This window comes from Nonomuraea sp. NPDC050643 (assembly GCF_040654715.1).
Lineage (GTDB): Bacteria > Actinomycetota > Actinomycetes > Streptosporangiales > Streptosporangiaceae > Nonomuraea.
The window spans coordinates 227,872-248,302 of sequence record NZ_JBFAIM010000011.1; the positions used below are offsets into that span (position 1 = coordinate 227,872).

A 20,431-nucleotide genomic window follows, 5' to 3' on the forward strand; every position below is an offset into this window, starting at 1 on the left:
CTAACGGCTCCACGTGGCAGTGCACTTTTGCCTCTTTCAGCCTGTCACGCCCAGGTGATTCCAACCTAGGTCTCCGTTGAAAGCTCACGCGGATGCTCGTCGCGGAGATATCGATAATCGATAGGGGAGTCGAAATGGAATCATCAACAACGCACTGCAACGCAGGCGAGGGATCTCCAGAACTGCAGCTCACGCTCCGTAAGGCGCGACGCCGGGACGTGAGCCACATCTACGGCATCCTGGCCGGTGCAGTGACGTGGCTACGCGATATCAAGCGTACTGACCAGTGGTCTACGGACGAAAGGGGACGCAAGAAGAGGATCAGAAAAGGTGTCCGGTCGGGCCACACCTGGATTGCCTGGCACGGTGACACGCCGGTGGCGACGATCACCTTGGACACCGAGGCGCCCAAGATCTGGACTGAGCAGGAAAAGACGAGTAGATCCGCGGGTTCGGCACTGTATGTGCATCGCCTCATGGTGAAACGGGACCCTGCGTACCAAGGCCAGAAGATAGGAGCAGAGCTTCTGACATGGGCCGGATCGACTGCGGCACGGCGACGCCGCGACTACATCCGTCTCGATGTATGGACCTTCAATGAGGAGTTGCATCGCTATTACAAGAGCCTGGGCTTCACCGGACTCGGCAACTTTGAGCACCTGTATCCGGGCTATAGCGCGAGCGCGCTCTTCGAACGTCCAGCAAAGGTGGCGGAGACCCCGCGCCTCAATGTGGAGAAAAGGCGTGGACCGCGTGCACTCCGGATCTGGCGACCGCGGTTGCGGTCACGTCCGGCATTCGGCTTGATCGAGTTCGTCTGGCCCACTGCGAGCCGGGTCTTCTCCAAAGGCTTCCGAGAAAGGTGAGAGCTTGTTGCACTTTACCGGAGGTGCAAACTCTCGACGATCGTGTCCCGCTCGAAAATTGTATTACGTGTCCTGAACTGAAGAGAGTGCGGTTAACGTATCGGCCAGATTAGGACATCTCGGCACCGCTCATGTGGGGTTCGAATATTCAGCCCCGCGTCTGACCTGTGGGTTCGCTGGACCAGCTGAAACCCCGTCACTTCGATTTGAGCGACTGCTCAAGTTGTTTTGGGTGACCACTCAAACAGTGACGCTCAAGATCGACACGCCTGCCAATAGCCGCAGGTCACCATGCGAATCGAGTATTTGAGCCCCCACAGGAATTTTCGCAGGCGCAGTGCCGGTTGGCGCCGGGGCCCCGCGGAGGGCGAGCGTGCGCCCGTTGGGCTGTCTCTGGCTGGGGCGTAGGAGGCGTCTTTGTCGCTGAACTGCGGGACGACACCATCGGCCAAGGAGCATTCTTGATTACTATATGTGGTTGAAATGCGACGATAAGTTATCGGGGCTGGGGTTTCATGACACCTCGGCCACGGAGGGCGGATGTTTTGACGACTTGCGCACAGTGTGCGCACTGGGTACGGTGTTCGCATTGAGAGAACGACGTATCGAGGAAGGACATCATGAACGTTTCGGCAAGCCGTACCTTCGACCGCGCGCGCTGGCAGGCCCGCCTGGACGAGCTGCGCGCCGCGCACCACGTGCCGGGGGCGTCGCTGGCCGTCGTGGTGGACGGGCAGGTGCACGAGCTGGCCAGCGGGGTGCTGCATCGTGGCACCGGCGTGCCCGTGACGACGGACTCGGTGTTCCTGTCCGGCTCGATCGCCAAGGTCTACACCGCCACCCTGGTGATGCGGCTGATCGACGAGGGCCGGCTGGACCTGGACACCCGGGTGATCGACGTACTGCCGGAGTTCGCCACCCCCGACCCCGAAGTCACCCGGGCGATCACCATCCGCCGGCTGCTGTCGCACACCGGCGGCGTCACCAACGACTTCAACCACGACAGCGGCCGGGGCGACGAGTGCCTGGCCAAATACGTCGAAGCCGCCCGCGACGTGGCACTGGACTGCCCGCCGGGCACGGCCGTCTCTTACGGCGGCCTCGGCTACGTGGTGCTCGGCCGCGTCATCGAAGTGCTCACCGGCCGCACCTGGGACCAGGCGCTGAAGGACCTGCTCTTCACCCCGCTCGGCCTGGAACGCTCGATGACCCTGCCAGAAGAGGCCCTGCGCTTCCAGACCGCCATGAGCCACCTCGGCGAGGCCGGCGCCGACCCCGACCCCGCGCCGGCCTGGGACCTCATGCCGCGATCGGCAGGACCTGCCGGCCGGGTCATCGTCTCGGCCGGCGACCTGGCCCGCCTCGCCGGCATGCACCTCGACCACGGCCTCGCGCCCGACGGCACCCGCGTCCTGTCGGCGGAGGCGGTCGCCGCGATGCAGCGCCGCGAGGCGGACGTACCCGACAAGTGGACGGTCAGCGCCGACGGCTGGGGCCTCGGCTGGACCCTGTACGACTGGGACGGCATCCCCGGCTACGGCCACGACGGCGCGGCCATCGGCCAGTACGCCTACCTGCGCGTCGTCCCGCGGGCCGGGGTGGCCGTCGCCCTGATGACCAACGGCGGCAGCGCCCGCCTGCTGTACGCCGACCTGTTCCGCGAACTGCTGGCGGAACTGGCCGGAGTGCGGATGCCCGAGCCCTTCGCCCCGGCGGACCCCGCGCCCGTGGTCGATCTCGCGCCGCTGCTGGGGACGTACAAGCGCGAGGGCGTGGTCATCACGGTCAGCCGGGACGGCGGCGGGAAGGCGCGCATGCGCTACGAGTTCGTGGACGGCATGAAGGACATGTCACCGCCGCTGGAAATGGAGCTGGAGCCGGTCACCGAGACCGTGTTCGCCGCCTCCGGCGCGGGACCGTCCTTCAGCGAGGACTACATGCCCGTCGTCTTCGCCACCCTGACCGACGGCTCCCAGGTCTGTTACGTCGGCATGCGCGCCACCCCCAAGACCGCCTGATTCTCTGCAAGCATCCCCCGCAGCCGAACCGGGTCGGCCACCGCCTTCAGCACCGAACTGCCGGTCAACCAGGCCGCCGAACGCACCGGCATCAGCCAGTCCGCCTGCGTATTCCGCGGAACGGGATACGGCCTGAGTGGTCACCCGTTCACCTTGTCGCGGCCCCGCTCGGCGTCGACCGGCTCTCCGGGGTCGCGGTGGCAAAGCGCGTGCACCTTGAGGCTTCAGCACGTCGGTGGACGACGTCAGCCGCGATCTCGGCGCAGGCCGCACCCGGCTGTCCGGTGTCGATCCCGTGATGGCCTTGGCACCGGACATCGGGGCAGTGGTGGTTGCCGCGGCGAACGATGGAAACGGCCACCGCGGTGACATCGGCGATGTCACCGCGCCACCTCCATGGCCGCCACCGCGGCCGGATCCGCTACTGATCGACATGGTCCGTGATGTCGTCGGCCCCTACCTGGCCCCGCCGACGTGGTGGTGTTCGGCGTGTACGAGAACCGCAGATCCAAGCGCCGGCACCGTCGACCTGCTCGCCGCCCTCGACATCGCCACCGGCGAAGTGATGGGCAAGGTCACTGCCCTGCGCACCGCGGCCGACTTCCGTGACTTCCTGTCCGACCTCAATGATCACGAATTTCCCAAACCGGCCCACTAGCGACATGGCTGCTGCTGGGCGATACCGGGGAAGTAGCTCGCCCACTGCCCGGCCCTGAGGGCCGGGTACGCCCTGGCGCAGACGGCCCGATTCGCGAGTACGGGATCTACGCCCCACAGCCGGGCCGGATGGTCGGCTCCGCCGCTGACCAGCAGGCGGCCGGCGAACAGCAGGCCGACCACGGGTCCCTCGCCGCCGGTCAGGGTCGCCCAGCGGGCGGGGGCGTAGGGATCGGAGAGGTCCCACAGATGCACGGTGGGCTCACCGCCGCCGGTCGCGAGCAGACGACCGTCGCCGCTGAAGGCCACCGAGTCCACGTAGGTGCCGTGGCCGTGCAGGACCGCCGACACCGACGGGCGGCCGGGGCGGGTGACGTCCCACAGCCAGACGGTGGTGTCCTGGCTGCTTGTGGCCAACGTCCGCCCGTCAGGGCTGAACGCGCCGTGGTAGACGGCGTTGGTGTGCCCCCGCAACACCGCCACGGGGACGGGACGGCCCAGCTCGGTAAGATCCCACAAGCGGGCGGTCCTGTCGTAGCCGAAGGTGGCGAGCAGACGGCCGGACGGGGCGAAAGCGAGGGAGTTCACGAAGCCGGTGTGACCGGCGAGCGGCCGGGTTTCGCGCGGGTGGGCGGGGTCGCTGATGTTCCAGATCCGGATCACGAAGTCGCGGGTGGCGGTTACCGCGAGCACCCGGCGGTCAGCGCTGAACTCGGCGCTGTCCGGTGGTGTCGCCCCGACACTCATGGTCGCCAGCAGAGTGGGGGCGGGGCCAGTGAGGCTCCACAGTCGAATCGTTCCACCAAGGCCCGCGGTGACCATGAGCGATCCGTCCGCGGACAGCTTGACCAGCCCCTCGGTGCGGGCCTGCAACCGGCTCACCGGGCGGTGCGGGTCGCTGACGTCCCAGCGCAGCGCGCGGTCGCCGTTACCCGTGATCACCGTACGGCCGTCGGGGGTGGCCCAGACCGGCCGCATGCGCCCGCCGCCGGTCAGGGCGGGACCTGGCAGGTCCCACAGGCGGAGCAGGTGGTCGTACGAGGCGGTCGCGAGGGTGTGGCCGTCCGGGCTGAAGGCGACGTCCGACATCGATCCGGTGTCGATCGGCGCGCCGGGGCGCGGGGTGAGCGTCTGGAGGAGCCGACCGTCGGAGGCGTCCCAGAGGCGGGCGGTGTTGTCGTCGCCCGCAGTGGCGATGGTGCCTCCGTCCGGGGAGAAGACGGCGCTGTAGACGATCCAGCGGTGGCCGGGGAGCGTGGACCGGAGGCGGGGGTGGCTCGGCCGGGCGAGGTCCCACACCCGCGGCGTGCTGTCTTCGCCTGCCGTGACCAGGCGCTTCCTGTCGGGACCGAACGCGACCGACATAACTCGGCCGGTGTGTCCAGTCAGTGTCGCGATCGGGCGGAGGCCGGCGCGCGCCGGAAGCGGACGCGACCCGGCCGGCGCCGCAGATGCCCGCGACCCGGCCGGTGCCGGGAGAGGGAGTCCCCTTGTCAGGTCCCACAGGCGCACCGTGCCGTCGTCGCCGGCGCCGGCCACCAGGTGACCGTGCACGGCCAGGTCGTGCAGCGTGCCCTGGTGCCCGCGCAGCGTGGTCAGCGGCCGGCCCGTGGCCGCGTCGCTCAGGACGATCTCGCCCTTGGTGCCACCGGAGGCCAAGAGCCGCCCGTCCGGAGTGAACGCCACTGCGTAGACCGCGCCACCGGCGGCGGGCAGAGTCAGCAGGGGCCGGGCGGTGGCCACGTCCCACAAGCGGACGGTCCCGTCGTCGCCGCCGCTGGCGAGCCTCCGCCCGTCGGGCGTGAAGGCGAGCGCGCCGACCTCGCCGATGTGCCCGGTCAGGACGGCGAGTGGACGCGGCTGGTGCGGCGTGCCCACATCCCACAGCCGCACGGTCCCGTCCTTGCTCGCGCTGGCCAGGATTCTTCCGCTGGGCGCGTACTCGACGTCGTGCACGTAGTCGGTGTGGCCGCTGAGCCGGAGATTGAACGGCACGCCGAAGGCGCTGAGCAGCCCGCCACGCGCCTCCGTGGTGGGCGCGAGCGCGTACGCGGCCTGGGCGAGCCGGGCGGCCAGCGCCGGATCGGCGGCGCGGACGGCGGACGCCTGGTGGGCGACCTGGCGGGACAGGGCGATGTCGCGCTGCTCACTCGCGGTCGCGGCCTCGTTGAGCGCGGCGACGCCGCTGAGGCAGGCCAGCACCAGCAGCACCCCCAGTCCGGCGACCAGCCGCCGCAGCCGCCGCGCTCCGGCGCGGGCGGCCAGCGCCTGCCGCAGCGCCAGCTCCGTCGACGCGTCGAGGAACTCGGTGGCGAGCGCGCCGGGCGGATGCGTCGTGACCGTACTCCACTCCTGGGCGGCAGCCAGGCGGGTGCCCTGGTAGAGCGAGGCGGGGTCGCGGCCCTCGCGATCCCAGGCGGCGGCGTCCGCGGCCAGCCTGCGGCCGGCCAGCACCGCGGCCCGGTCTTCCTTCAGCCACGAGACCAGCAGCGGCCAGGCGGTGAGCAGCGCCTCGTGGCTGATCTCGACGGTCTCCTGGTCGGCGGTGAGCAGGCGCTGGGCGATGAAGCGGTCCAGGACCTCCTCGGCGCCCTCCGGCAGGTGATGCCTGGCCACGCGGCGTCGGGCGTCGGCGGTGTCGTCGGCGACGTGCACCAGTTGCAGCAGCAGCCGCCGGGCCAGCGCGCGCTGCGGCTCGGTCAGCTCGGCGCAGGCGGTGTCCGCGCTGACCGCGATCGCGCCGGCGATGCCGCCGATCGCCTCGTAGTCGGCGATGGTGATCGTGGTGCCGTTGCCGTGCCGCCAGGTGGCGTACAGTGCGTGGGACAGCAGCGGCAGCGCGCCCGCCGCCGGGGCCCCGTCGCGCAGCGTGAGGTCGCGCAGGATCAGGTCGGTCAGCCCGGGTTCGAGGGCGAGGCCGGCCTTGCGGGCCGGCTCTGCGATGGCCGCCCTCAGCCCGTCCTCGTCCATCGGGCCGAGCGCGAGCTGGTCCCTGGTGGCGGCCACCAGCTCCGGGTGGTTCAATGCCTGCGTGTAGAAGTCCGAGCGCAGGCCGAGCACGACGACGCTGTCGCGCGCGAGGGCGTGGACGCCGGCGACGAAGGCGCGCCGCTCCTCCTCGTCCTCGCACAGGGTGAACAGCTCCTCGAACTGGTCGAGCACGATCAGCGGCCCCTCCAGCCCCTTGAGCGTCTCCATCGGCCTGGCTCCGGGGGTATGGACCGTTCCCATCTCCAGAGTGGCGATCAGGCCCGCGCCGATCAGGGAGGACTTCCCCGACCCCGAGGGGCCGACCAGCAGTTGCAGACCGCCGCCGCGCTCGCCCAGCAGCTCCACCTTGCCGATCAGCAGCTCGGTCGGCCCGGCCCGGCCGAAGAACCAGCCGGCGTTGTCGGGCTGGTAGGCGGCCAGGCCGCGGTACGGCGGCGGCCCCGACCGGGACGAGCCGCGCCGCTGCCGGGCCCGCCGCCAGACGGCGAGCCACTCCTCGATCCGCGCCGGGTCGTCCTCGCCACACGCGTGCAGCACCTTGACCAGCAGCTCGCGGGAGGCGGTGGACGGTAGCCCCCGCCCGGCGAACCAGTCGCCGATCGTGCTGTGTGCGCCCTGCACGCCGACCTTCGCCGCCACCTGGCGGACGGTCAGGCCGGCGCGCTCACGCAGCAGGGTCAGCTCGTCGGCGAAGTCGCGGCGGGTCCTGATCCTGCGCGGCAGTGGCTCATCGGGCTCATCGGGCTCGGGCACATCTGCATGTCGGTGTGAGCAGCGGATTGGTTACACACCGCGTACGGACTTGTACGGAAATCGCGGCGACACCCGGCTCACCATGGCGTTCTCCCTACCGTCGAACCGTGCGCGTGGCCTGGCCGCGCTGATGCTGACGCTTGCCTGGATCATCACATGACCTCCCGGCGCGCCTGCCGCAGCGACCTGTCCGACGCCCGGTGGGCACTGATCGAACCGACCCTGACGGCATGGCGGGCGGCCCGGCGCGGGCCGGGTACGGCAGCCCGGATTCATGACCTGCGAGAAATCGTCAATGCCATCATGTACGCGCGCCGGGACCGGGATCGCTTGGGAGTACCTGCCGCGCGTGCGACTTCCTCGTGGCCGAGACGATAATGCTCAAACGGCTGTACGTGCTGGTCTCCATCGAGCACGGCACCCGGAAACTGCCCCTGGCCGGAGTGACCGCACACCCAACCGGAGCATGGATCGTGCAGCAGGCCCGCGACCTCGTCATGGACCTGGGTGACCGCATCGCCGGGGCGGCGGTTCTTACTCCGCGATCGAGATCCGCTCTTCGCCTCTGCCTTTCGGGAGGTCTTCACCGCTGAAGCCTTCCTGGCCGCTGGGGCGCTGCCGACGCGGGAGCGCTTCTGCCCGGTCCCGTCTGCACCGAGCACCAGTGTTCGCTCCGGGGCTTTGCCGTACATCTACGAGGGCCTGCTCCACCAATCGGCCCGTTCGGGGCTTCACCGATTGTCCGTCTTGATGCCGGCCTCGGCGAGAATCGCGTCCATGAGCCCACTGTGAGGGCGTCCCGCTCGGAAACACGGTTTTCGTGCTACGAGCCGGGGTTTCGCTACGCGATCAGGACGGCGGCAGCGACCGTCATGAAGTGTTGTTGTCACTGGTCTAAGAGGTGCTTGTTCGGCCTGCTGACAGTGCTGGTCCGATCAGATCTGCCCAATAACGTTGAACTGCTGGTGCTCCGTCGCGAGAACCAGGTACTGGCCGGTCGTGAGTGACCGTGATTGCACCCTCGTCACCCTGTCCAATCGCACGCCAATGTACGACGATCAGCCAGCGACCTGGGGTTTCTCGCGCGACGCGCGTACCCTTCCCGTCTGATCATCCCGGGCTCGCAGCTGGGTTCTAGGTGGGACGATCCTTCGGGGATTGGTAGCCGCTGCGACGTCAGAGCTGCTCGCGTTCCCAGGACGGCCCCGCAATGTTCGGCGGCGTAGTCATCGAGCCCTTGACGGAATGCCAAGTGGCGGGCCACTCATGAGGAGGACGCGCCAGGATCGCGCAGACCTCGCGCGCCAGTTCGGTCGGGCTACGGCCGCGCCAGGGAGTGGCGACGAAGATCTGGCAGTCATCCTCGATCTCAAGCCAGACCTCGAACAGATCAGGATCTCGGGGGACGGCTCTCTTGGCGCTGAGGCCGTAAGTCAGCAGTCGGTCATGGTCAATGCTTGTCAGGACCAGCCGCCCCGCGGTGCGCATCGGGGTCTCCCACGAATGATCCGCGGCGACCCGCGCGACCTCCAGCTCATACTGAGTGGCCGAGAAGCAGGCGCCTCGGTCCGCGGGCGCCTCTCTCGACCATTCCCAGCGCACCAGGTCCCCATTACGGGTGATGGTGACGTCCGTGCCCCCGCAGTCGTAGACGCCGCATGCGCCGCAGCGAGCGATCGCGACAGTGTGCGGCCGGGAATCGGCCAGCAGTCGATCGGCCGGGACCAGGACGTCGTACGGATCCATCCCCTGCCCCGCCCCGGCGGAGGTCATCTCCGCTCCGTTGACGTAGACCTGCAGCTGGAATGATTCGCTGCCTGGCCTGTTGGACCCGGGCGCGATCGCCAAACGGAGAAGGTCGACGCCCAGTTCTCCGCCGTTCCCGTTCACACCACTCATGATCCACCATCACAACGGCCTGACCGCCCGCCTTCAGCGATAACCCCTGTGGGGACGTGCAAGCCTGATCATCTACCAGCGATCCGCCTAGGCTCGGGCCACGCAGAGAGACACACGTAATCCGGTGGTCCGGGGCTGAAGAACGAAGCCCCGGACCTTCGATCGCCCCCAACCATGTCCGGCGACCAGCCATGCAGTGGCGATCGTAGGAGCTGCTCGAAGACGCCGGTCCTCGCCCACGACCGGAACCGGTCGTAGACGGTGGACCAGGGCCCGTACTCGGTGGGCAGGTCCCGCCACTGACTGCCGGCCCGAAAGCGCCACGTCCATCGCGTTGAACTGCTGCCGCAGGCTCGGGATCGGGCCTCGCTCACCCGACGGCAGAAGAGGCTCGATCAACGGTGCGGTCTCCACGCGCCACGGCGAAGGCATATCAGGATCGCAGACCACAGCGCGCCGAAGCCCTCTGACCTCAGCTCCGTACAGGGCCCTCGCGCTCACCCGCTGCTTGACGGCATATAACCGCCTACGTACACTTTTCCGAAATTACGGAAAAACGGAAGAGGTCGCGTGGAAGATCGTCTGGCGGCGCTGGAACGGCGGATGGACCGGCTGGAGGAACGGCAGACAGGGGCACCTGCCTCCGGGCTTAAGGCTGCGGCGTCGTCCTCGCTGGAGCTGGTAGGGCACTTCCGGGAACGGGCCGCGGAGGGCCATCCGCCCGGCGAGACGGCCGGCACGGTGGCGTATGTCGGGGCTGCGTTCCTTGCCGGCCATGAATACGTGTGGGCCGGCGAGCACCCTGTCGCCGATCTGATGGCTGCCGACTGGACGGCCGCCGCCGGGGTTCTGGAGTCAGTGGGCAGCCCGCCCCGACTGGCGCTGCTCGCGGCGCTCGTCGGCGGCCCCCGCAGCCGGACCGAGTTGCAGGAGGCGCTGGGCGGCGAGAGCTCGACCGGCCACCTGTACCACCACCTGCGCGAGCTGCAGCGGGCCGGACTGATCACGCAGCGGCGGCGGGGCGCGTACGAGGTCGTCGCGCGGGCTGTCATCCCGCTGCTCGCCATTCTCGCCGCCGCGCTCGACATCAGCCCGGGCACGCTCGCAGACGAGCCGGGACAGGAGCCGGCATGAGGCCGTCACGACCCTCCGCGGCACGGCGGGCATGGATGTCGGGGGATGTCGAGGAGGCGGCGCGGCTGGCGGCCGAGGGAGGGGACGAGCGTCTGCTGGTTCTGGTCGACCTGGTACGCGGCCGGTTCGAGCGGGCGCTGGCCCGCTACGAGTCACTCGCGGGCGGGCTCTGGCTCCGCGCGCTCGACGAGCCGGTGGCACACGCCTGGCTGCACCTGGATCGGGTGGACCGGGCCTGTGAGCATTTACGCCGCCGGGGCCGCCGTATCCCGCCCGATCTGGCGCTGCGGCGCGATCACCCGATGATGGTGAAGGCGACCGAGCCCGTCCGGCTCCCGTTCGGCGACCACCCGCTGGCCGAGTACCTGCCTGCCGTCGAAGGCACGCTGAACGGCCACCGGACCCTGCTCCACCTGGACACCGGGGGCACGTTCCTCGTGATGGGCACCGAGCGGGCGACGGCGATGGGCATCGAGACCGTGCCGAACGGGCGCCGCTTCCATGGCATCACCCGTACGCCGGTCCGCACCGGCATCGCCCACGAGCTGGCCCTCGGCGGCGCGATGCTGACGAACGTGCCCGTGGATGTCGTCCCCACCCTGGCCGGCCCCCAAGACCTCGTGATCATGGGCACCTGCCTGTTGCGGCGTTTCCTGCCCACCATCGACACCCCAGCCGGGCACCTGCTCCTCGCACCGGCTGGGCACCACTCCCCGCCCGAGGGAACTCGCATGCCCTTCTACCTGTGGGGGGACCACTTCATGTTCGCCAGGGGCGGTTACGGCCACCACCGCGACCTGACCTTCTTCGTCGACTCAGGCCTGGTCTACGTGCTGGAGGACGAGGACGGCACGACCCGGCAAGCGGCCGTGCTGGCCACCAGATCCCAGTACCGCTCATGGGGAATTCCACGCGCCGACCTCGCCGCCACCCACCTGAAGGCGGCTCATCCCCTCCGGTTGGGGGCGCTGGAGCAGCCGGGGCACCTCATGTCCGTCGCTCCCGGCAGGACCGCGCCCTGGTCCCGGTTCGGCGGCGTCACGATCGACGGGATGCTCTCACAGGCGTTCCTCGCCGAGTACGCCTGGACGCTGGACTTCGATCGGCACGAATACACCTTCCGATCCTGATGCCGCCCAGCGCCAGGCGCCGGCTGGGCAGATGAGCGAATCTGACTGGATAAGATCAGGCGCCGGCACTGCCCACCACCATGAGCTCACCGCCGGCAATCACCGCCTGGGGCAGCGTGCAGGAGTCAGCGCGCGCAACCTGTGACGTCTTCGCCTGGTCGGGGCCCCTTCGAAGATGTTGAGGGCGTCGACCCTTGCCGGGTTCAGTTGGCCGAGCGTGGCGGCCGGTGGTGTCGAGCCGGCCGCGACTGAAAACCTCGACCGCAAGGATGGGGCTTGTGACAGGCGCGAATGAGCAGGGCAGCGAATGGTGGAGAAAGGACGTGCGGGCCGAAGCGTTCGGCCTGATGAGGGGGCGGCCTCGAGTGCCGCAACGGACGGCCGGCCCCACAGCCCCCCTCCCGACTCTGCAGGGTCGGCCGCCCGTGCTGTCTACCGTTGCTGAACGCGGGCCGGGCTGGAAGAGCGGGTTGTTCCGCGGAACGGCTTTCCCCGGATATTTGACCGGCCGGATGCCATCATTAGCCGACATGAACAGCCCGGTCGGCCCGGTCGGCCCAGGCAACGCGGACGGCACGGTTCTGGCGTCACCGAAAGGGGTGCTGGCCGACTTCCTGACCGCCCGGCGCGCCGCCGTCACCGCGGCCGAGCACGCCCTGCCCGAACCGGCCTACCCTCGCCGGGTCCCCGGGCTGCGGCGGGAAGAGGTCGCCCAGCTCGCCGGCATCAGCACCGACTACTACAGCCGGCTGGAGCAAGGCAGGGTCCGCACCGCCTCCCGCGCCGTCCTGAACGCCATCGCCCAGGCCCTGCTGCTGAACGACGACCAGCGGCGGCACCTGTTCCAGCTCGCCCAGCCCGCCCTGGCGGACCGGCCGGACGGAGCCGAACAGCAGGTCTCCCCGCAAACGCAGCGGCTGCTGGCCAACCTCATCGACACCCCCGCCCTGGTGCTCGGCCGCTACCTGGACATCCTGGCCTGGAACCGGCTCGCCGCCGCCCTGCTCGGCGACCTCGCCGCCATGCCGCCCCGGCATCGCAACTACGTCCGCATGATCTTCCTCGACACACACGTCCGCGCCCTGCAAACCGACTGGCCCGCCCGCGCCCGCGAAGCCGTCTCCAGCCTGCGCATGGCCGCCGGCGCCTACCCCGACCAGCCCCGCCTGCACGAACTCGTCGGCGAACTGTCCGTGCACGACGACGACTTCCGCACGTGGTGGAGCCAGCACCTCATCACGGTGCACCCGTTCGGCCACAACACCGTCCGGCACCCCATCGCCGGCACCTTCGACCTCGACTGGCAGGTCCTGACCAGCGTCGACGACCACGAACAAGCCATCGTGCTCATCACCACGCCACCCAGCGGCCCAGACCACGCCGCCATCCGGCACCTCGCCGCATGGGCGGAACAACAGGCACTGCTCTCCAGCCATCCCGGCCCATGCGCTGGCAGGCCTTGCCCGGCTGAACGTGGCGTCGTTCCGCCGTAGGACAGTAGCCATGAGACAGGCTTCGGCGCTCTGTCCCGCGGCAGGCGCTCGGCGACGTCTCGCCATGACTCGCCGCAGGACTGGATGTGCTGTCGGAACAGGGGAGCCGGGTCCGCGCTGGTTGGTGACCTTGAGCAGCTTGGCCCACTGCAGATTGGCGAGGGCGTCCTGCCACATCAGCGTGTGGATGTACTCCCTGTACTACCGGCCGGCCGTCCAGGCCGCCATCTCAGTCCGGGACGGTGAGAGCTGACGGGTAGTAGCTCTCGGTCGCGAGGGCTCGAAGAAAAGGGCCGATGAGGCGGCGGGTGATCGCTCCGGGGCTCTGGCTGAGTTCGGCCCAAGTGGTTGCTGTGGTGGAGATGTAGTTGTCCCGCTCGTAGAGGGGCCGTCGTCGCTCCAGGAGTTTCGGCTTGGGGCCGCCCGGAGTCCTCGAAGGCCGGTGGCTCCGAACGCCGGCGCCCAGTTGCCGAAGTAGCCTGCTCGCTCGCCAGCTTCGACGACTGAGCCGAGCAATCGCCGGGTGCCACTGACGGCGGCGCCTTCGAAGATCACCTGCTGTTCGGGCACAGAACCTTGACCTCGCTGTTCCGAGAGTCGGCTGAAGAAGAGACGCAGGCCGCCGTCCTCGTGGACCTACAACTCGATTGCGTTCTCAGGAGCGTAGGTGGAGGTGGTGATGACGTTGCTGCGGTCGGCGAGGTTAGAGGTTGAGCGACAAGGAACAGGTGGGCTCGCCTGCGGATGGTGGGGTGCGCGGGTGAAGGTCCGCTTCGTCTTGTCCTCGGCGATCCTCGTTGCGAGTACCGGGCCATGTCACCCGTCCTGAAGGCTGAACGGGGACATCGGCAAGTATGGCCGGACTCGGACCGTGAGTGCGGTGGCCGCGCTCGGCGCGTCGCGATCGATCGTCCTTCATCGGTGAGCAGGATCGCGGCGCGACCGGCGATGCCCCTGAATGGCGGGTGCCGAGGTCCACTGTGGCGGGGCGGCGGGCATGCTCATCGAATTGGCCGGGCTTCTGTTGGGTTCGGTCGGCGGGCGGACCGCCGTCGTAGCGATCTCGTGCCCGCTTCGCTATCCCTCGCTTCGCTACCCCTGATCACCGGGAGCTGGCTTTTGAGCGGGAGCGGCCACTTCGTGGACGACGTCTGCGTAGAGCCGAAACAGGCGTGGTGCGGGAGCGGGGGCGGCGTGCTGGAGGAGATGCTGCCAACATTGCGCGACCAGCCGGCGGGCTTGGGTGCCCGGCCAGGGCTGCGGCAGCAGTTCGGGAGGCAGCAGTGGGTCGGCCTCCATGACCCGGGCGAATTCGGAGGCCAATTCGATGGCGATGGTCAGCAGCTGCGGTTGGTCGATCGAGGCCGGGCCGCGTAGCCGTTCCAGGCGGATTCGGGTGATGCGGGCAAGTCGCTGATGGGTGTGCGCGAGGTCGTCGAGTGGCCATAGCCGGGCGGCCAACCGCTGGGGATCGTCGATGCCGCCCACTCGCAGGTCAGCGCTGGTGAGGTAGGTGACACAGTCGCCGATGCCGAGCCGGGCGACCTCGGCTTCGACCAGATCCTCCCAGGGATTGGCGGTGACGTAGAGACCGCCTTGGAGGGGTGCGCCGCCCAGGTGGACGATGTGCTCGCGCAACGCGTCGCGGGCGGCCCGCGCCGATTCCGGTACGGCGAAGGCCACCATGTGCCAGATGCCGTCCCAGGGCGCCTCTCCCCGGTCCTGGGCGTACATGAAGCGCACGAACTCCACATTGGGGTCAAGGGCGCGGCGGGCTTCAGCCGTGGCATGCAGCACCGCGCGCCGGCCGCGGCCCGACTGAACGAATTGGCCTTCGGTGACCAACCGTTTGATGCACAGCCGTACCTGCAGGTCGGTCATGTCGAGGATCCGGGCGACCGCATACAGCTCGCCGGCGTCCACCGTTTGATCCTCGTGGATCAGGCTCTCCACCAGCACCCGGGTGGAGATTTCCACGTGATCGTCTTGCGTGGGCGGCATGCCCTCACCTCCTGCGGCACAACTATAGTACGGTCGATTCATATACGATCGTTTTCAGAACGAACCAAGGAGGGGTGGCGACTGTGATCGAATACCGCCGGGCGCACTGGATTCTGCGTACCATGCTGGCCGTGGCCGTCCTGGTCGCCGGCTGCGGCGCCTGGGTGGCCTACCAGGACACCTACGAGATACGGGAGGAGCACGTGACGATCACCGGCGGCAAGCAGCCCCTGAAGGGGGTGCTTGCCTGGCCGACCGCGGGCAAAGGCCCGTACGGGCTGGTGGTGTTCGTGCACGGGGACGGGCCGGCCGACGCCACCCACAAGGATTTCTACCTACCGCTATGGGAGACGTTCGCCCAGGCCGGCTATGCCTCCTTGTCCTGGAACAAGCCCGGAGTGGGCGGAGCAGCCGGCAACTGGCTGGACCAGAGCATGGCCGACCGGGCCGCGGAGACCGTCGCGGCCATCACCTGGGCGAAAGGAAGGCCGGGCCTCGACGCGAACCGCATCGGGCTGTGGGGAGGAAGTCAAGCGGGCTGGGTCATGCCCAAGGTGGCCATCCGCCTGCCCGAGCTACGCTTCGTCATCGCCCTCTCGCCCGCCGTCAACTGGCAGCAGCAGGGCCACTACTACTTGCAGCGCAAACTACAGGACGAGCACGCCACGCCCGACCGGGTGCAGGCCGAGCTGGCCCGGCAGGAAATGATGCTGGAACGGCTGCGCGCGGGAGCCCCCTACGAGCACTACAAGGCCGCCGTCGGGGACACCAGGGGCATGACCGCGAAACGCTGGACCTTCATCTCCAAGAACTACACCAGCGACGCCGCGTCGGATCTCGCGGCCATGCGGGTGCCGGTGCTGCTGCTCCTGGCCGGGCACGACCGCAACGTCGACGTCGCCGACACTGAGGCCGGCTACCGCAAACATCTGCGCGCGCCTGGCATGTTGCAGGTCCGGCACTATCCCGACGCCACCCACGACCTGATCCGCAAGGACCTCAAGGACTCGGAGCTGAAGATGTTCCTTTTTGCCGTGGCGGCGCCACGCTCGCTGTTCTCCGACGGCTTTCTGCATGATCAGCGCGACTACCTGGAAAAGGTCTCCTGATAATCCTGTGACACTTCATAATCCTGTGACACTTCGCGATCTTGAGGCGTTGGGGCCACCTGGCAGCGGCCACCGCGTGATCACACGCCGCGCGGCTGGCGCCTATGTGCGCGGACATGCCGGCCTCCATGGCGCCGGCCGGCAATGTCGACGGCAGGGGCCCAGATGTCCCCGGTCTGGTAGAGGTACTGTGGTCGGTCGCCCCGGCGTCTGGGACGACCGAGCGGATGCGGGTCTGCCCGCCGGCCACAGCAGTTGACACGCTCCTCGGGCTGGAACCTGAGGATTCTGGCCTGTGCCGCTGTTCACGCGGCGGCGCTTCCACGGCTTTCTGCTTCGTTGGCCTGCACCACCGCACACGGTGGTCTTGTCTGACCTCCACATGCGTTTAGCCGCTCCGCCCGTCCGGCGGCGAGAATGTTGATCGCGGCGTTGACATCCAGCCCTGCCCGGTGCAAGCGAGCCCCGCAGAAACTACGGCGAGCCGATCTTCCGGCCGCCGACAGGACCACGAAGTGGGCCAAGCCCAGGTCGATCCCGGTCTCTGCGTCTGCCTCGGGCAGGATGACCTCATCCACGCCGACCACGAATGAGGCGAAGTATCGCCCGGCGGTGTCCTTGATGACCGTCACGCTCGACGGCTGCAACGGCAGATCCCGTGACCAGCGGCGTTGAACTGCAGCAACGGCAGTCGCAGAACAAGCCGGGCGCCTCCCAGGTCATCCGACCCCTGGACCGTCAACGTGCCGCCGTGGCCTTGAGCGATGGCCAGGGCGATGGGCAGGCCGAGGCCGGTCCCGCCGTGTTCACGGCTGCGTGCGCTGTCGAGCCGGGTGAAGTGTTCGAAGACACGCTCGCGTTCTTCACGAGGGATGCCCGGCCCATCGTCGTCGTCCGATCCACCTGCCGCAAGGTGTGGTGGATGAGTTCGCCGAGGTCGGTCTGGCCGGGATGCAGTTGGGCCTCCTCCAGTTGGAGCCGAAGTCCTGCCAACGGAGTGCCGAGTTCGTGCGAGGCATCGGTGACGAACTGCCGATGCCGGGCGCGCATATGCCCGACGAGATGCTCCATTCGCGCGACAAGGCCGACGATCTCGGTGTGGTCGCTAGGTCTGTTCATGAGGTTCTCCAGTGCGTTCCGATCTTCGGCACGCGAGGCGCGATCGAGAGCCCCGGGCCAAGCCGATACCTGCGCCTCCGATCGGAAGGTGCGACAGTGCCGATCGTGAGAGCGGCGGCTGGCCGCGGGCCTGGGCATCCTCCTGACCGAAGAACCAGGACAGGCTGCCTCGGCTGAGGCCAGGGTCTCGGATGACGTCTTCGAAGGTGGTTTCGAAGACGTCTTTCCTGCCGAAACAGGTTGCGCCGGCCCGCAGGACGCGGGCGAGCAGCTCTTGAAGCGTTCCACGCTTAATAGATCTCACAGTCCAATAACTTACTAGATTTGTGATTCTAGTTACAGTGGCGCCGTCCCCGAAACGTGGATCCCCTGTCCGGCCAGGGGTTCGGAGGGGTGGTGTTGGGCGTGGGGCCGCTTCCGATGGGCGACCGGCAACCGGCAACCGGACTCACAATCGTTCAGGAGTGATACGGTCGTCATTATGACGACCGTATCTAATTCGGACGTTCCAGCGTGGAGTTCGCCACGGCACGTCGACGTGTTGATCATCGGGGCGGGTCTGTCCGGGGTCGGAGCGGCCTGGCGCCTGCACCGCGAACCCGGATGGACGTACGCGGTGATCGAAGCCCGGAAGCGCGCCGGCGGCACGTGGGACCTGTTCCGCTACCCCGGCGTCCGCTCGGACTCCGACATGTTCACCCTCAGTTACCCCTTCCAGCCGTGGCGGGGCGAAAAGTCGCTGGCCGACGGCGACAGCATCCGCCGCTATATCGAGGACACCGCTCGCGAGCACGGCATCGACCAGCACGTCCACTACGGCTGCACGGTGACGGCCGCCGATTGGTCCTGGGCACAGGGCCGCTGGTTGGTCGAGATCGAGGAGGGCGGGCTCTGTCGCACGTGGACGTGCTCGTTCCTCTACATCTGCGCCGGCTACTACGACTACAAGCAAGGCCATCAGCCGGACTTCGAAGACATCGAGCGCTTCGGCGGCCGGTTCGCGCACCCACAGTTCTGGCCGCATGACCTCGACGTCACCGGCAAGCGGGTTGTGGTGATCGGCAGCGGCGCCACCGCGGTCACGCTCATTCCCGCGCTTGCCAAGACGGCGGGGCACGTCACGATGCTCCAGCGCTCGCCGACCTATATGAGCTCGCAATCCGACATCGACCGGGCGGCCGACGCGCTGCGCCGCGTGCTTCCCTCGCGGCTCGCGCACATCCTCGTGCGGGCCAAGAACGTCCTGCTCAGCCAGCTGACGTACTGGCTGAGCAGGCGCTACCCCGAGCAGACCAAGCGGCATCTGCGCAGCGCCCTCCTCCGGTTCCTGCCGGACGCGGCCTACGTGGACCAGCACTTCGCACCTCGTTACCAGCCATGGGACCAGCGGTTGTGCGTCGTACCCAACGGCGACTTCTTCCGGGATGTGGCCGCCGGGCGGGCATCGGTGGTCACCGACCGTATCGCCCGATTCGTCAAGCACGGGATCACGCTGGAGTCCGGCAAAGAACTGAAGGCGGACGTGGTCATCTCCGCCACAGGACTGTCGCTGATTCCTCTCGGCGGGATCAAGCTGTCGGTCGGCGGCGAGCCGATCGACCTCGCCGACACCACCGCCTACCGCGGGCTGATGCTCAGCGGCGTACCCAACCTGGCCTTCTGCGCCGGCTACACCAACGCGTCATGGACACTGCGGGCCGACCTGTCCTCCCGCTATGTCGTCCGGCTGCTTCGCCACCTGAGGCGGCGCGGCCTCGCGACCGCGATGCCCGCCTTCCCACGCGAGAGCGCCCGGCGCCCGCTGCTCGGCCTGACCTCCACCTACGTCCAACGCGCCGCGCATTTGTTCCCCCAGCAGGGCGATCGCGACCCGTGGGTGGTCACCCAGAACTACGTGATCGACCGGATGCGATTCGCCTTCCTCAACGTCCGCAAGGGAATGATCTTCGATGGGTGACGCGAAGCACGTCATCGCCCTCGGCGGCGCAGGATCGAGCACGCTCCCACCACCGGGGGGCGGTCCCATGATCCGCGGTGACGTCGTCCCGGGCTGGGAGCCGGTCCACGCCGCCTTCTTCAAGATCACGGGCGGTCCGGGCGAACGCGGCGCGGGGCTGCACATCCTGCACCGGGGCACGCCCGTCGTCGACCTCTATGGCGGCAGCCACGGGCCGGACACCCGCCAGGTGGTCTTCTCCGCCTCCAAGGGCATCGCCTCCGTCTGCCTGGCCGTGCTCGTCGACCGCGGCGAGCTCGACTTCGAGGCGCGCGTGACCAGGTACTGGCCCGAGTTCGGCCGCTGCGGCAAGTCCCAGATCACCGTCGCGCAGATGCTCAGCCATCAGGCCGGGCTGATCGCTCCCCGCCATCGCGCCACCGTTGCCGAGGTGCTCGATGGGCGCCCACTCGCCGACGTCCTGGCCGGCCAGCCTCCGCGCTGGCCCACGGGGCGGCCCGGGTACCACGCGGTCACCTGGGGCACGCTCGCCGACGAGCTCGTGCGCCGCATCACCGGCGGCCGGTTCGGCGAGGTGCTCGACGATCTGGTGTGCCGGCCGCACGCCCTGGCGATCAGCATCGGCGGCCGGCCAGCGGGCCCGCCGCCCGCGCCGGTGCACGCCGCCACCCGGATCCCGTTCCCGGCCAGGATGACCGCCGCCGTGTTCGCGCGGGCCGGTACGCCGCTGTGGGAGGCGATGACCGTGCGCGGAGCTCTCACCGAGCCTGCCGACCGGTGGATGGACCGGCCGGAGACCCTCGCCGCACATCTTCCCGCCGCCAACGGCGTCGCCACGGCCCCATCCCTGGCCAGGCTGTATGCGCTGCTCATGGTGGGTGAGCTGGCGAGCGCGCGTACCTGGCGCGCCGCTGTGAGCCCGCGCGCCACCGGCCGGGATCGGGTCCTCGGCCTTCCCGCCACCTACGGCTGCGGGTTCGCCCTGCCCAGCCGCGCCTGGCGGCTGGGCTCCCCCACCGCTTTCGGGCATCCCGGAATCGGCGGCGCGCTCGGCCTCGGCGATCCTCGCCGAGAGCTGGCGTTGGCCTTCCTGCCACGGGGCATGCCCGCCAACGCCTTGGACGACGCGCGTCACCGCATCCTTTTGGACGCGGTGACCAGCGTGATCGGTCCTTGACCAGAGACGACCGACGTCAACAGGTGAAATCCCACCCAGGAGGGTGAGCTGCAGATGCAAGCAAGCCAGAGATCCCCGGCCGGTGCCACCGTCGAGCCGCCCGGCAGAAGCCACCGCTGTCCTCGAT

At 68.8% G+C, this 20,431-nt stretch carries 14 protein-coding genes and 3 pseudogenes; 10 read left to right on the plus strand and 7 right to left on the minus strand.

Features of this window, described 5'->3' with window-relative positions; genetic code table 11:
• The first annotated feature begins 218 nt into the window (after nucleotides 1–218).
• The 3 genes from AB0I15_RS17150 to AB0I15_RS17160 all read left to right on the plus strand — a co-directional run bounded on the left by AB0I15_RS17150 (nucleotide 219) and on the right by AB0I15_RS17160 (nucleotide 3,542).
• Entirely contained in the window at nucleotides 219–866 is a 648-nt protein-coding gene (locus AB0I15_RS17150; RefSeq protein ID WP_358095726.1) for a GNAT family N-acetyltransferase, read from the plus strand.
• A 620-nt stretch (nucleotides 867–1,486) separates the two neighbouring features.
• Complete coding sequence (locus AB0I15_RS17155; RefSeq protein ID WP_358095728.1) at nucleotides 1,487–2,884, plus strand: serine hydrolase domain-containing protein; 1,398 nt, start codon at nucleotides 1,487–1,489, stop codon at nucleotides 2,882–2,884.
• 235 nt (nucleotides 2,885–3,119) lie between these two features.
• The gene (locus AB0I15_RS17160) at nucleotides 3,120–3,542 is read left to right on the plus strand and encodes a hypothetical protein (RefSeq protein ID WP_358095730.1); all 423 of its coding nucleotides are present in this window, start codon (nucleotides 3,120–3,122) and stop codon (nucleotides 3,540–3,542) included.
• On the opposite strand, the gene AB0I15_RS17165 is transcribed toward AB0I15_RS17160, so the two are convergent.
• Nucleotides 3,539–7,285, minus strand: coding sequence for a helix-turn-helix domain-containing protein (locus AB0I15_RS17165; protein ID WP_358095732.1), 3,747 nt, complete (start codon nucleotides 7,283–7,285; stop codon nucleotides 3,539–3,541). The genes AB0I15_RS17160 and AB0I15_RS17165 overlap by 4 nt on opposite strands.
• A gap of 156 nt (nucleotides 7,286–7,441) precedes the next feature.
• Here AB0I15_RS17165 and AB0I15_RS17170 point away from each other — a divergent pair.
• Nucleotides 7,442–7,631: pseudogene (locus AB0I15_RS17170) on the plus strand (transposase); the annotation flags it as partial.
• Nucleotides 7,632–8,461: 830 nt separating this feature from the next.
• Here AB0I15_RS17170 and AB0I15_RS17175 read toward each other — a convergent pair.
• Both AB0I15_RS17175 and AB0I15_RS17180 read right to left on the minus strand, forming a co-directional pair.
• Nucleotides 8,462–9,184: a hypothetical protein gene (locus AB0I15_RS17175; protein ID WP_358095734.1), complete on the minus strand. Its 723-nt coding sequence runs from the start codon at nucleotides 9,182–9,184 to the stop codon at nucleotides 8,462–8,464.
• A gap of 209 nt (nucleotides 9,185–9,393) precedes the next feature.
• Nucleotides 9,394–9,498, minus strand: a pseudogene (locus tag AB0I15_RS17180) (transposase); the annotation flags it as partial.
• Between the two features lie 256 nt (nucleotides 9,499–9,754).
• Here AB0I15_RS17180 and AB0I15_RS17185 point away from each other — a divergent pair.
• The 3 genes from AB0I15_RS17185 to AB0I15_RS17195 all read left to right on the plus strand — a co-directional run bounded on the left by AB0I15_RS17185 (nucleotide 9,755) and on the right by AB0I15_RS17195 (nucleotide 12,941).
• Complete coding sequence (locus AB0I15_RS17185; protein ID WP_358095736.1) at nucleotides 9,755–10,318, plus strand: winged helix-turn-helix domain-containing protein; 564 nt, start codon at nucleotides 9,755–9,757, stop codon at nucleotides 10,316–10,318.
• Nucleotides 10,315–11,448: a retropepsin-like aspartic protease gene (locus AB0I15_RS17190; protein ID WP_358095738.1), complete on the plus strand. Its 1,134-nt coding sequence runs from the start codon at nucleotides 10,315–10,317 to the stop codon at nucleotides 11,446–11,448. The genes AB0I15_RS17185 and AB0I15_RS17190 overlap by 4 nt, the downstream gene beginning before the upstream one ends.
• A gap of 530 nt (nucleotides 11,449–11,978) precedes the next feature.
• Entirely contained in the window at nucleotides 11,979–12,941 is a 963-nt protein-coding gene (locus AB0I15_RS17195; protein WP_358095740.1) for a helix-turn-helix transcriptional regulator, read from the plus strand.
• Nucleotides 12,942–14,033: 1,092 nt separating this feature from the next.
• Here AB0I15_RS17195 and AB0I15_RS17200 read toward each other — a convergent pair.
• Nucleotides 14,034–14,942 carry a PaaX family transcriptional regulator C-terminal domain-containing protein gene (locus tag AB0I15_RS17200; RefSeq protein ID WP_358095741.1) on the minus strand — a complete coding sequence of 303 codons (909 nt, stop codon included), beginning with the start codon at nucleotides 14,940–14,942 and terminating at the stop codon, nucleotides 14,034–14,036.
• Nucleotides 14,943–15,016: 74 nt separating this feature from the next.
• Between AB0I15_RS17200 and AB0I15_RS17205 the strand changes: the two genes are divergently transcribed.
• On the plus strand, nucleotides 15,017–16,051 hold the full coding sequence (locus tag AB0I15_RS17205; RefSeq protein ID WP_358095743.1) for an alpha/beta hydrolase: 1,035 nt from the start codon (nucleotides 15,017–15,019) through the stop codon (nucleotides 16,049–16,051).
• Nucleotides 16,052–16,356: 305 nt separating this feature from the next.
• On the opposite strand, the gene AB0I15_RS17210 is transcribed toward AB0I15_RS17205, so the two are convergent.
• From AB0I15_RS17210 to AB0I15_RS17220, 3 genes and pseudogenes are all read right to left on the minus strand, one after another.
• Nucleotides 16,357–16,683, minus strand: a complete 327-nt coding sequence (locus AB0I15_RS17210) for a hypothetical protein (RefSeq protein ID WP_358095744.1) — start codon at nucleotides 16,681–16,683, stop codon at nucleotides 16,357–16,359.
• Nucleotides 16,680–16,925, minus strand: coding sequence for an ATP-binding protein (locus tag AB0I15_RS17215; RefSeq protein WP_358095791.1), 246 nt, complete (start codon nucleotides 16,923–16,925; stop codon nucleotides 16,680–16,682). Before AB0I15_RS17215 ends, AB0I15_RS17210 begins: the two co-directional genes overlap by 4 nt.
• Before the next feature lie 77 nt (nucleotides 16,926–17,002).
• A pseudogene (locus tag AB0I15_RS17220) lies at nucleotides 17,003–17,308 on the minus strand (hypothetical protein); the annotation flags it as partial.
• A 400-nt stretch (nucleotides 17,309–17,708) separates the two neighbouring features.
• On the opposite strand from AB0I15_RS17220, the gene AB0I15_RS17225 reads away from it, so the two are divergent.
• Together AB0I15_RS17225 and AB0I15_RS17230 are read left to right on the plus strand one after the other, a co-directional pair.
• Nucleotides 17,709–19,127, plus strand: a complete 1,419-nt coding sequence (locus AB0I15_RS17225) for an NAD(P)/FAD-dependent oxidoreductase (RefSeq protein ID WP_358095746.1) — start codon at nucleotides 17,709–17,711, stop codon at nucleotides 19,125–19,127.
• Entirely contained in the window at nucleotides 19,120–20,304 is a 1,185-nt protein-coding gene (locus AB0I15_RS17230) for a serine hydrolase domain-containing protein (protein WP_358095748.1), read from the plus strand. Before AB0I15_RS17225 ends, AB0I15_RS17230 begins: the two co-directional genes overlap by 8 nt.
• The last annotated feature ends 127 nt before the right edge of the window (nucleotides 20,305–20,431 follow it).